The 12666-nt window shown below is 61.3% G+C and carries 8 protein-coding genes and 2 pseudogenes; 3 read left to right on the forward strand and 7 right to left on the reverse strand.

From position 1 onward, the window contains the following. Positions 1 to 5: 5 nt before the first annotated feature. Positions 6 to 1466: a TolC family protein gene (locus U5A52_RS34045; protein ID WP_321938336.1), complete on the forward strand. Its 1461-nt coding sequence runs from the start codon at positions 6 to 8 to the stop codon at positions 1464 to 1466. Between the two features lie 106 nt (positions 1467 to 1572). Here the strand turns inward: U5A52_RS34045 and U5A52_RS34050 are convergent, their stop codons facing one another. Beyond that, positions 1573 to 3126, reverse strand: a complete 1554-nt coding sequence (locus U5A52_RS34050) for a methyl-accepting chemotaxis protein (RefSeq protein WP_321938338.1) — start codon at positions 3124 to 3126, stop codon at positions 1573 to 1575. A gap of 361 nt (positions 3127 to 3487) precedes the next feature. On the opposite strand from U5A52_RS34050, the pseudogene U5A52_RS34055 reads away from it, so the two are divergent. After that, positions 3488 to 4033: pseudogene (locus tag U5A52_RS34055) on the forward strand (DDE-type integrase/transposase/recombinase); the annotation flags it as partial. A gap of 222 nt (positions 4034 to 4255) precedes the next feature. Here the strand turns inward: U5A52_RS34055 and U5A52_RS34060 are convergent. From U5A52_RS34060 to U5A52_RS34070, 3 genes are all read right to left on the reverse strand, one after another. Then, on the reverse strand, positions 4256 to 4957 hold the full coding sequence (locus U5A52_RS34060) for a VacJ family lipoprotein (protein WP_415774090.1): 702 nt from the start codon (positions 4955 to 4957) through the stop codon (positions 4256 to 4258). A 226-nt stretch (positions 4958 to 5183) separates the two neighbouring features. Next, on the reverse strand, positions 5184 to 5594 hold the full coding sequence (locus U5A52_RS34065; RefSeq protein ID WP_321938339.1) for a DUF3331 domain-containing protein: 411 nt from the start codon (positions 5592 to 5594) through the stop codon (positions 5184 to 5186). 65 nt (positions 5595 to 5659) lie between these two features. Then, on the reverse strand, positions 5660 to 5884 hold the full coding sequence (locus U5A52_RS34070; protein WP_321938340.1) for a hypothetical protein: 225 nt from the start codon (positions 5882 to 5884) through the stop codon (positions 5660 to 5662). 544 nt (positions 5885 to 6428) lie between these two features. Between U5A52_RS34070 and U5A52_RS34075 the strand changes: the two are divergent. Then, positions 6429 to 7280, forward strand: a pseudogene (locus U5A52_RS34075) (malate:quinone oxidoreductase); the annotation flags it as partial. Between the two features lie 111 nt (positions 7281 to 7391). Here the strand turns inward: U5A52_RS34075 and U5A52_RS34080 are convergent. From U5A52_RS34080 to U5A52_RS34090, 3 genes are all read right to left on the reverse strand, one after another. Beyond that, a complete protein-coding gene (locus tag U5A52_RS34080; RefSeq protein WP_321938341.1) occupies positions 7392 to 10547 on the reverse strand; it encodes an LPD7 domain-containing protein in 3156 nt (1051 codons plus the stop codon). 113 nt (positions 10548 to 10660) lie between these two features. Next, positions 10661 to 11026 carry a plasmid mobilization protein gene (locus U5A52_RS34085; protein WP_321917248.1) on the reverse strand — a complete coding sequence of 122 codons (366 nt, stop codon included), beginning with the start codon at positions 11024 to 11026 and terminating at the stop codon, positions 10661 to 10663. A 251-nt stretch (positions 11027 to 11277) separates the two neighbouring features. Then, positions 11278 to 12663: a hypothetical protein gene (locus U5A52_RS34090; protein WP_321938342.1), complete on the reverse strand. Its 1386-nt coding sequence runs from the start codon at positions 12661 to 12663 to the stop codon at positions 11278 to 11280. Positions 12664 to 12666 lie beyond the last annotated feature (3 nt).

Genomic DNA, 12666 nt, shown 5'->3' on the forward strand with positions numbered 1-12666 from the left:
CCGCGATGATCCGTCCACGCTATCCCTCGCCCCATTCCTCGACGCTGCGCGTTTGCGCACTGTGCCTCGCGGCCGCGCTTGCGGGTTGCACCTCACTCATCAAAGTGGACGTGCCGCCGCAGCGCGACGTCCCCTCCGCGTTCTCTCAAGTGCCTTCGCCGCGCGACGCTTCCCCCGATCTCGCGAACTGGTGGCGGACATGGCAAGACCCCGAGTTGACCGGCTACGTCGAAGCCGCCTTGCGCGCGAACGATGACCTGCGAATTGCGCAGGCTCGCGTGCGCGAGGCGCGCGCGATCGCAGCGATGGCCGACTCGGCCCGCTACCCGTCGCTTTCCGCGCAGGCCGGCGCCGCGCACGGGTTCGGCAGCCTGAGCACCCCATCCACTCTTGCCCCTGACGATACGCCGGACGTCGATGCCTGGGCAGGCGGCGCGACCGCGATCTGGGAAGTCGATCTGTTCGGACGCCGCGCGAGCGACGCCGAGGCCGCCTCCGCGATGGCCGACGCGTCGGCGGAGCAGCTGCGCGGCACACGCATCGCGATCGCCGGGGAAGTCGCGCAAAACTACCTGACGGCGCGCGGGCTGCAAAGGCGGCTCGCAGTGCTCGATCGCAGCCTCGATGCGCTGCACGCATTGCGCCGCTATGCCGACGCCCGTTTCACGGCAGGTCAGGCGACGCGCTACGACCTTGGCCGCGTCGACGACCAGATCGCCCGGCAGGAGGCGCAGCGACCGCTCCTCGTGAGCGAGATCGCCGTGCGCGAACGGCGTCTTGCGGTACTCACGGGCCGCACCGCACAAGACGCCACGCCGCTCGGCCCGCCTCTCGCGCTGGAAATCCCGGCCGTGCCCTCGGGGGAGATACCCTCATCCGTTCTCGAACGCCGTCCCGACGTGAGGGCGAGCGCCGCGCTCGTGCGCGCGCAGGCAGCGCGGCTCGGCAGCGCGAAGGCCGATCTTTTTCCGCGCTTCTACCTCACCTTTATCGGCCTGGACGGCCATGTCCATCTCGACGGATTTCCGGGCTTGTCCGCCGCGGGGGGACTCATCGGCGTCGGCGCGGACCTGCCGATCTTCAACGCGGGGCGCCTGCGCGCCAACGTTAGCGCGAACGACGCGCGCTTGCAGGCGGCGCTCGCCCAACATGACAAAACACTGCTCCAGGCGCTCGAAGAAGTGGACGACGCGTATGGGCTGCGCCACGGCTTCGATGCGCGTAGTGCGCGGCTGGGCGCGTCGTTTGACCTCGCCCGGCGCAATGTGCAAAGCGCGCGGGAGTTGTATGAGGGCGGGCAACGCACTCTCCAGGACGTGCTGGATGCGCGCATCGACGCGCTGCAGCGCGAGGACGCGCTGGCGCAGGCGCAAACAGATGCTGCGCTGGCGACGGTGAAGCTGTATCTCGCACTGGGTGGCGGCTGGGCGCGAGACGACGACCCAACAGCGGCGGTGGCCAACTAATTGACACTTAGGAGCAGAGAATTCCTCATCCAGCAGCCGCTATAAGCGCCGGCGAGCAACCTCACATTGGAGCTTGAGCGGGACAGCAGCAAAGCATTGAACTTATTCAGTCCTTGACGACGAGAAATATAGAAACTGCGTCCTCCAGTTTCCCCGCCTGCTCCTTCAGCGAAAGGGCGGCCGCTGATGCCTGCTCGACGAGCGCAGCATTTTGCTGAGTGACATGATCCATTTCCGAGACGGCTTGATTGACTTGTTCAATGTCCTTGGATTGCGCTTCCGATGCGGTGGTGATCTCGTTCATCAAGGTGCTAGCTTTCCTGACAGAGTCCAGTATTGCTTTCATCGTATCAATCGCGCTATCGGCTTGCGTCGCACCCGCTTCAACGCGTTGTAGCGAGTCGGTGATGAGATCCTTGATCTCCCTGGACGCTGTCGCGCTCCGTTGCGCAAGCGAGCGCACTTCGCTGGCGACTACAGCAAAGCCTCGTCCCTGTTCGCCTGCCCGGGCAGCTTCGACGGCTGCATTTAGTGACAGGATATTGGTTTGAAATGCAATACCTTCGATGGCACCAATGATTTCAGCGATCTTTCCCGACGAATCGGAGAGGCCTCGCATCGTTTGCACGACTTCCTGCGTCGCCTGATTGCCCCGCTCGGTGAGTTGCGCCGTGCTCCTCACCACTTCGTTCGCCTGCTTCGCATTGTCAGCATTCTGGCGCACGGTCGAAGTCAGTTCATTCATCGACGCGGCCGTTTGCTCAAGCGACGCTGCCTGCTCTTCCGTCCGTTGCGACAGATCCAGGTTGCCCGCTGAAATTTCCTGAGCCGCGGTTGTGATCGACCGCGATCCTTCCCGCACCGCTCCGATTGTCTGAACGAGCTTGCTTTGCATCGCGTCGAGACCTGACATCAACTGCCCCATCTCATCGCTCGAATGGACTTCAACGTCCGTCGTCAGGTCTCCATCTGCAATCGCCTTGAAATGGTCCAGCGCCCTCGCAAGCGGAAAACCGATCGCCCGTTGCAGCGACCACCATGCGAAAGCGGCTGCGGCCAGAGCAATCGCAATGCCGATGATCGCTATTCCAACAAACCAGTGAAATCGCGCTTGTGCAGTATCGAACATCACACGTGCGGTCGTGACCTGGATCTCACCGAGTGCATCCATACCGTCGGACACGTCGATAAACAACGAAGGCGGAAGGTTCTTCCATACTTCGGGAATCTTCGTGGCGTCATGGGTTGCAATTGCGCTGAACATGAGGTCAAGCCCACCTTCGACGAGTGCGTCGTATTTGTTGTTGACGTCCGCCGCGCGCTGCGCCTCTTCGGGCCCCGAAAAAGGTAGCTTGCGGTAGGCGTCCCATGCCTTCTTCGAAGTACTGAGTAAATCACGGGCCGTCTGGGTTTCCTGCTCGACTTCCGGACTGGCTGGATCGAGCGCAATGCGATACAGCCAAAGACGCGCCCTGGAGAGCGCGACATTCGACTGCCCCAACGCTTCTGAAGATGCCAGACGGCTCGCGTATAGCTGCTTTACATCCCCATTGCTCATCAGAATGCCTACGACTCCCATGAGTCCGCCGATAACTAACAGTGCGGCAAGGAAGCCCATCGCCAACGCGAGGCGGGCGCGAATGCTAACATTTTTTGTCATAGTGACGGTAGTTGGGACAGTTCATCTGTTTGATCTCTGATGTGTGCAGTCAGGCCCGATCAACGCGGCGATGAGATGCAAAGATCACTGGTATTACTAACGTCCAAAATCGCAATTGCATTAGCAGGGAATCCGGAAGAGACATTCTCCACGCGCGAGCTTGCAGGTATTCCTGCACGGTGATATAAAACGGCGCGGAGCGCAAAGGCACGAACAGCACCTTCAATGAATGAGGGCGAGCTTATCGCCGCCCGACTCGAACAGTGCATAGGGATGCTTGTCTCCCATGACCTAACGCCCGCAGGTCTCGTCGATATCAAGCGTGTTCGGAAGCCACTCTCCAAACCCCGCGCCCATCCTCGGCGCTACGTTTGCCCAATGTGCCAACGCAAGGTGGCGAAAACCGGGCAGCACGTGGCACATGGATGAGATGTTCGTGACGCTGCGCGCCGGACCGTATCTGTTATGGCGTGCGGTCGACGAACACAGATGGGAACTCGACGTGCTGGTGCAAAAGCGGCGCGACAAGGCTGCGGCAAAGCGCTTCTTCCGCAGGGTACTTCGCTCAAACCCGGTGCCGGCCAGGATCATTACCGACCGGCTACGCAGCTATCCGGGCTACGGCCGATATTCCCGAGCTCGCTCATGTGAAGCACGTTTTTGTCGAGACTGCCGCACGGGTGAACAACCGTGCCGAAAGCAGCCACCAGCCGACCCGCAAGCGCAAAACCCTGATGTGCGGTTTTCGCGAGCCGCGTCGCAGGCAGGCGATTCTCTTATGCTTCGGTCCGATCCGTTGGCAAGATCTCAGATGCGTGCCGAATGTCATCGCGCCTTACTCAAGGAGCGATTCGCCACATGGCATAGTTGGACTGAATTTTCCGCAGTTGAGAACGATATCGGATAAGGATAACTACTCTTACGCCACACATAGCCTACGTCCACCAACTTGACAAAGCCGATCACAGGGTCCGTGGATATGCTCGGGCGCGCCTATAACGTTGACGCTGCGATTGGGCGGTGCAAGATATTCCGATTCCTGTGCATCCTGTCGCGTGCTGCAGTGGCGCCCCTGCATCTGTGGCACGCCTGTTCATACCCGCTTCGCGTCGATCGAAATACGGGCACCCTATCTCGCAGTTTGCCGCTGTGCCTGCGCCTGACTGGCGTCTTGCGTCGCGGATGCGGTATCGGTGCGCGACGGATCGACGTAGTCCGGCAATGCCTTGCCGTCGTCAAGCGCATTGGCGCGACTCTGCAGATAACCGTCCCGCACGAAACTGTACTTGTCCAGCGCGGCCAGTTCCAGCAAATCGGTTGCACCGAGCATGCGCGAACGCATGCTCATCACATTGACCCCAAAGAGCGGCGTGCTTGCCGCAAGCGGAAAATAAGTCATCGGGCTCATGGCGCTCGAAACGAGTAATCCGCCTGCGTCCCGCACGGAGCTCGGACCAAAGAGCGGCAAAACAAGGTAGGGACCGGATGGCACACCGTAGTGACCGAGAGTGAGGCCGAAATCCTCGTGATGCTTTGGCAGCCCCGCGGCCGTCGCCCAGTCGAGCAGGCCGCCGAGTCCAAATGTCGAGTTGAACGCGAAGCGCACCAAATCTTCCGTTGCCGCCGTGATTTTCAACTGCAAGAGATCATTGGCGAAATTGCCGACGTCGCCGAGATTCGAAAACACATTACTGACCGCCGTTTGCAGCGGTTGCGGCATTACATCTGCGTATGCCGTCGCAACGGGTTTCGCCACCGTGCGGTCAAGCCCCTCGTTGAACGAAAACATCGCGCGATTCATCGGCTCCAGCGGATCATTCGCCGCGGCCATCTACGGCGGCACAGGCGCTCAACGCAATTACCGCTGCGAGGCCCACTGCTCGCACGGCCAGGCGCGTCGTGTACTTTGACTGCATAAACTTCGATTACCTGAAGCGATTCAGGCCGGTGAGACAAACGCCCGTGCCATTCGCTTCGTTTTATATGGAATTGCAAACGCCAGCACCAGAATTCGACCTTGGGTAAAGAAGCACCAGGAAAGGCGACAGACGTTGCCGCTAACGGATACTCGCCGTGGCGCCGTCCACCACGACGGCCAGGACGACTTCCTCGAAATTCGCGCAACGTCGCCCTCTCGTAGAAGGCCGATACACGATGCCCCCCCGCCTGACACGCAGACCGCTCAAAACACAGCGGGTCGAGCGCCGCGTCACGCCCTTCATCCAGGGCTGCTCAGCGTAATGTCCGAGGGTGGCATCGCGCCAGCAGACCAGAATCGCGCGATCAGAAACACGCTCGACGAGCGTGAATCTTGTGCAATCCACTGCACGGCCACCGGTACGTGTTGGCGCGCTTCCCTTCCTCGGCACCCAGGCGCGGTTCTGCGCGAGCGAGTCGCCCGACGAACTGATTTGCCCGAGCAGCGCCACCGTGCGCTCCCAGACAGGGTATGTATCCGAGTTGCTCAACTTGTCTCTCCGAGCCGGCAAAAAACCGCTGCCTGGAAGCACATCGCCGCAAATACGCCCGGCGGTCAGCTCCCGAAGTAAATATTGCAGAACGACACCGGGCCAACGCATTCATCCGTCTTGTCTTTGGACTTGTTGTGCTCGACGCGGCCGAATCCCTGATTTGCCGATGCATTCTGATTCGTCACGGTATTTTCGCTTGCCGCCGACGGCTGAGCATGATTTTCCTGTGCATAGGCGGTCACTGTGCAAAGCGACATTGCCACCACGAGACAGTGCAGAACTTTCACGACATCTCTCCTTACTCGCGGCCTCACAGTGCCGCGACACCGCAAACTATAGTTTGCCGATCCGCACCGATTAAGCGCTGCCGAAGCAAGGGTCCGTTCCACGCACGCAGCTGGTGCGCTACGCGAATCATGTCGTTCTTCTGCAGTCGATTCGTCTGTGACGATTAACGAGCCGCCCGAACAATCACCAAACGAAATTATCCGTGCATCGACGGTTGGCTATCGATTGAGTCGCAAATCCTGTTCAGAAAAGCATTTCGAAAGGAATGCCGTTTATTGGCTGACAACCCGCAAAGGTCCATTTCCACACCGCGACTATATGTAGCAGGGACGAAGTCGTAGCATCGCATCTGGCTTGACAGAGTCAAACCGGCTATCGGTTTGATACACCATTTTCACCGATTATCACTGAATGCCTGGTCGTGGCCGTCGTTTCCGGAGTTGAGAAACATGGGTTCGGCGGAATTCAGCAATGTGACGCTTCAGTGGATGACAACAACGGTGTGGCATTTGAAGAAACTATCTTGCAGATAAGCGGCGGCGAATGACGACCCAGGAAAATGCAAAACGAGAAGCGCTATCGGGGCGGGCGAATGCCTTGCTCTCCCGTGGCGAATCCGCAGACGACTTCGAAAAGGTCGACGTCCTCTTCATAGGCGGCGGCATCATGAGTGCGACACTTGGCGTTCTGCTCCATGAACTCGAGCCCGGATGGTCGATGACGATGGTGGAGCGGCTCGGCGAGGTCGCCGCGGAGAGTTCAAATGGCTGGAATAACGCAGGAACCGGACATGCCGCCCTGGCGGAACTCAACTATACGCCGCAAAGTTCTTCCGGCTCTATTGATATCGCCAAAGCCGTGCGGATCAACGAGGATTTTCAGATCTCGCGACAGTTCTGGGCGTGGGGTGTGAACCGGGGAATATTGAAGCAGCCACGATCGTTCATCAACGCGACGCCGCATATGAGTTTCGTCTGGGGTGACGAGAATGTTCGCTTCCTGAAAGCTCGTCATCAGGCGCTACGAAACAATTCGCTTTTCCAGAGCATGCAATACTCGGAATCGCACGGGGAAATTGCCGAATGGGTTCCCCTCATGATGGAGGGCCGCGACACGCGCCAGAAGGTCGCCGCGACGTGGTCTTCGATGGGCACCGACGTGAACTTCGGCGAAATCACGCACCAGTTCGTACGCTATCTTGAGAGCCAGTCAAATTTCAACCTTCGCCTGAATAGCGATGTTCAGCAGATCGCACGCAACGAAGATGGCTCGTGGCATGTGACGTTGCGCGATACAAGCTCTCACGGCCGCACCCGGCGCATTGATGCGAGCTTCGTATTCGTCGGCGCCGGCGGCGGGTCCCTGCCGCTCCTGCAGGCATCGGGCATTCCCGAGGAGCCCTTTGCATGAAGTTCAGACCGGACTGACACAGCGTACGATGGTGGGTAGCCGTTTGACATTCGGCCCGCATAGTGTCCAATTCATACCGCCCTCCAGATGACCGCGCTATCTCTGAGTCCCTGGGGGGTCGTCGGGGGCGTCCGGTTCGGTGGGTGGCGTTACATCTTGATCGTGTGCGGGTGGCACACTGCGCACGGCGTCGCGCAGCTGGTTGCTCTCCTGCGCGTCACGCTCGCGCTGCAGCACGCGCCGCTCCTCCGCTTCCGCATCAAGCTCGGCCAACCGAATCATGCGCAGGTGCTCGGTCTCGGGTTGCTCGAACGCGATATGCATGCGCAGGTCTGCGGCCACATGCGCCGCGGCCGCCTGAAAGTCTTCCGGGCCCGACAACGACAGCGTGGCACCGAACTTTTGCTGGGCAAATCGCAGTGCGATCTCGATGGCGTCGCGCTCGCTGTTCCACAGCCGCAATGTGCGGCCTTCATCGACGAGAAGCACCGCCCCGTCCTTAAGGTAATCAACCTCTCCGCTAGCCCGCACCTCATATGTGATCGAAGGACCGCGCCAGAAAATCTCGTTTTGTTGCTGCGGCATCTCTGGCCCACACGAGGCGGGTGCGAGCGCCATGGTACGGTCCCCATCGGTGCACTGCGGCTGGAGGCGTAGCTGCTGCATGCGTCGCAACTCGCGTAGCGCCCGATCGTCCCCGGTCTGCGCACGCTCTTGCAGGAAGTCGCGGTAATGCTCGCTGATAGGCCGCCGCGCCGCGCCCTTAAGCGCAGCGCGTTCCCTGCGGATGTGATCGCGCAACGCCGCCTCGGCCTGAAGACGCGCCACGCGGGCGGCCGACAGTTGCTCGCGTCGCTCGGTGAAGGAAAGGTCAGCGCGATCGGCGAATGTGCTCCGCACCTTGTCGAACCCTTCCCTGATCGCGCTCCGCCGCTTTTCTTCGTGTTGCATCTGTTGATCCCACGCCCGGCGCAGTCCGTCACGGTACGCCGCACGCCAATGCAGGAATTCGCCCCATAGGTCGCGTTCGGGCGCGCGACGCGGTACATATTCGGAGCGATGGCCCGTCTGCGCACGGTACATCTCGCGCAGCAGTTGTGCCGCCTCGTCCCATGGCAAGCCCATCTCTTTCGTGAGGAAGTCCGATACGTTGAGGTTTCGCGAGCCGGCCCGGATCCGGTCACCGCCATCCGCGCCCTTTCCGATGCCGTACTTTTCGACGATCAGGCCATGCGAGTGCGCGAGCGCTGCAAGCAACCGCGTCCCATCGAGTGTGACGCGGATCTGGGCGAACTCGTCGCGATCACACGCACGGCGTGCGGCGCGCGATTCCACGTGGTCGCGCGCGAGCTGATCACGCAGGGTATCTGCTTCGCGCCCGGTGGCGATGCGGGCCCGCGCGTTGAATGCCGGGTCAGCAACGTCGCTGGCAGGCAGTGTCTCAGCGAAGGGCAGAGAGCGGATCGCATCGAGCGACTGGATATCCGCGAGGCTGCGAATCGATTCGCGCGCACTGAATCCCTCCGGTAGCGATCCGCCCCCCAGTGCCGGATTCATGCCGAAAGGCTCTCGCGAACCGAACGGGCCACCAGCGCGAATAAACTTGTCCGCGGCAGACGCGGCAAGGCGGCCCCGCGCTGCGTCATCGGCCGTATCCCACGCCGCGTACATCCGGGCAGCGATCGCGTCGAGCACCGGCACGCGGTCGCCCGATGCGTCTGACCAGAGCACGCCCGCCCGCAGTGCCGGAAAATCCATGCCTGCGTCGAAATCGTACCCGGCGCCATCGCGCCATCGCGCGTCAGGCGCTAGCTGCTCTCTTCCCGCTCGCTCGCGATCGCCAGTCCATCGCAATGCGTCAATTCGGTCGGCCTGCTGGTTTCCCAGCTCCAGTAGTGCATCAGGCGGCAAAAGCATTTGACGTCGCGCGGCGTCGCCATCCACACTGCGGCCGGACACACCTCGCACACGGTGTGGGGATTGGGTCGGCGCACCGGGTCGATTGAAGCGAGCGTCAAAGTCGTGATCTGCTCCGCGTCGCCAGCGCCTTGGGGATTCGTGGTCCGAGCCTTCTTGCTGCTGCCATTGCCGCCGCCACTTTGGCTCGCGCTGTCCTTGCGGCTCTGTCCACCACTGCCCTCGCCCATCCCATGAGTCTCGCCGGTCCGGGGATCCACGTCCATTGTCGTTTCGTCGTTCTCCGCCATCGTGTCCTCCTGCTGAGTCATAGAACCGCTGCTCGCGGTGTTCCAGAATGCGCCGCTGTTCTGTCGGCGACGCGGCCTGCCACGTCCTGTAGAAGCTGCTCCCGCTATTCAGGTACTTCATCTCCCGCGCGCGAGTGTCCTGCCACTGCGCGAGGGCATCGAGATACGCCTGGGGCGTGGCGCGCGACGAGCCCGGCTGGACGTACTCCGCGTGAACATCCTGTTCAAGCGCCGCGCACTTGCCATCTGCATCGAGCTCGATGAACTCGCGCGAGAACACGAACTCCTTCAGGTTGGTGCCCTTGTCGGCGCCGGGTGGCTTGACGTTCTCGTAGGCGTCGTCGCGCCCGGCGTTACGTGTGCGTGTCTCACCGAAGGTAGCGAGCAGCGTAAGGAAGTCCTCGTAGCGCGTGACGTTGCCCGCGACCACCGCCTCAAGGATCCGGGCCTTCAGTTCGCGATTCAGTGGACGGAAAATGTCACCCTTGTACCGGCTGATCATCTCCGACGCGTCGGTGAACCGTACGCGACGGTTGTCCTTCGGACTCGCCAGCCCGTATTGCGCGTTCATGTGCTCCTGAAACGCCTCGAGGAACCTGTGGTTCCTGTCGACCTTGCCGAACGGCTCCAGTCTCCGGCCGGTCAGCAGGTTCACCTCCGGGATAACAACATGCACGTGAACCTTGCGCTCGACGAACTCGCCGCTGCGGCGATTCGCGTAGCTCTTGATCCGTGGTACGTGGGCTTCCGCGTAGAAGTTGTACTCATCAGGCCGGTAAGCAGCGAACGCAAACGCTTCAAATTCCCTCACGATTTGCTCGAGCACGTTGCGCGGGACGTCGTCCTCCTTGAACGACAGCGTGACGTGAAGGTAGCGCTCTGCTCCAGTATCCATCGACCGGATGATGTCGTTTGTCAGTGCAAGGTCGCCAGCCAGGATCACGCGTTCGTCCATTTCGTCGCGCCCTACCTCCCGATCCTGCTTCTGGCCTTTCTCCAGATATTCCTTGATCCCATCGTGATAGCCACGTACCCGGATCAGCATCGTTCAGCGCTCCCGTTCTATGAACCGCTGCTCGCGATGTTGGACACGACGCAAGCCTGCATGACACCAAGGATGGCAAAGTGCCAATCCTTGCTACGCATATCCCACTGCGGCTAATCCACCTTCACCAGCGTGCTTTTCAGATATCGCGAGATCATCTGCAGTTGCGTGAGCAACTGCTCGTAGGTCGCTTCGGACAGCGTGCCCCGTACGTGCTCCGAGTTGGCCCAATACGCAACCTGGTTCAGGGTCCTGCTGGTCTTGTTAAAGATGTACAGCAACCGCTTGCGGTCCGTACTGACCGCAGGTCGCGCGATCACGCGCGTACGATTAGTCAACACTGCCTGCCGGAAAAACTCGGATTGCGTAAGGCCCGACGCCGCCACCTTCGCAAGCCAGACTTCCCGGTCCGCCTCCGGGAGCCTGAATGCGATCGGCTTGCCAAGTCCCACCCCATCCTTAGCTTTCCTCCGCGGCATGGCCTAGCGTCCTGCAGGATGGGCCCAAACCACCGCCCGCGCTGGCTTGTCATACCGGATAGCATTGCTTGCCCGTGCGCGGGCGAGGTGTCTGGTCCCCCACCACAGCACCTCGTCCTCTCGTGACGCAGGCATTGCCAGCTCGCCTGCCATCCCTCGCGAAGCTCCCCTCCATGGCAGGTATCGCTGCTGCCTGCTGGGCTCATCGATGCGTGGCGGTGGTACAAGCTGGACCGATTTGGAGTGCGGAATCATTGCCGCGCCTCCTGATCCGTTGATGTCCGTCGTACTCCAGCGAGATGGAGAATCTTTGCGCCGACGTGACGAAAGAACGCGTCGTCGCGCTGAGCCTGCCCGCTGTCGTCTGCGACATGGTGCTCGATGAGAATCCCCCGTCGTTTCATGATTGCGTGTGTACGAGACTTGCGCTCAAGGTAATCCGGTTCATCTGCGCCCATTGTCTCGACGACGATGCGATGCAGACGTGTTGCCATGTAACCGGCCGCGAGCGTGCGGAACGTCAGCTCGAAGTCTGGGCGGCACCAGAGGCTCGAACCGTCAGGCTGGCGCACCTCCCGGTCAAAGAGCGGCTTGCAAAGCGTCACATCGACACCACGCTTCCTGACCCACTCCATCACGGCAAACAGCGATTCGAGCGTCACACGCTCGTAGTGGCTGTCCAACGGAACCGGATGCGCCGCGGAATATGCGTGCTGGACGTACCCCTCGCGAAATCGGGCATACCCATTCCGGTCGCGGTCAACGACGGCAAGCACCCAGTATGGCGGCCGCTTCAGGGCGTGATCGCGGCCGCCGGCACGGATGAACTTTATCGGTCGGACGAGGCGTTCGCCCATCGCTGTGTACTTGATTGCGGCACCGTCGCGAACATCATCAGCGACAAACAGGAGCAGCGCGCTGCGAACCTTCTTTCCTGGCCAGGGCAGCCCATCGATGAAAGCCATTTTTTCGGCAGGGCTGATCCACGGTTTGAAGTACAGGACCTGCCCCAGGGTCAACTCCGGACTCAATGCCTCGGCGCCCGCCCAGTTTTCAAGGCGCTCCCACGAACGGGTCCTATCCTTCAGCAGGTCAGCATGGACGATAGCAAATCCCGCGTCCTCGAGCAGCGTATGCATGATGCGCCCAAGGCGCGGCAGACGCCTGCCAGTTTCACCACCCACGGGCGGCTCGCCGGGGCCGCCCGACGGCGCGACGCTCTCACGGAGATCGTCGAGATAGTCGAGCGCATCACCGACTGGCCTGAATGGATGATGCTTGCCGGGGACCGCCAGCGCACTACCGAGTTCGGCTTCCGGTTCCGGACCCTGCCGGAACGAGGTCAGTGCACAGCGATGTCCGCCGTACTGGTGCATGCGCACGAAATGGCGCGCGCCCTCATCGCGCACACGGGCGGTGAGCCGCGGCTGATTCTGCGAACCCGGCCAGCAGTCGCATTCGAGCCACTGCCGGACGCGCCGTCCGTCGTGCATCGCTTCGAGCACGGCCGTCACGAGTCCAACGTCGCCAGGCTGAACTTGCTGTCCCTCTCCACAGAAGCGGCGCACCGCGGCGGCTTCTTCCGGGGTGAGCGGCCGCTCGATGCGGTCGGGGCGATCCCTGTCGATCAGGCGCATGGC

This window comes from Paraburkholderia sp. J8-2, from assembly GCF_905220195.1.
Taxonomy (GTDB): domain Bacteria; phylum Pseudomonadota; class Gammaproteobacteria; order Burkholderiales; family Burkholderiaceae; genus Paraburkholderia.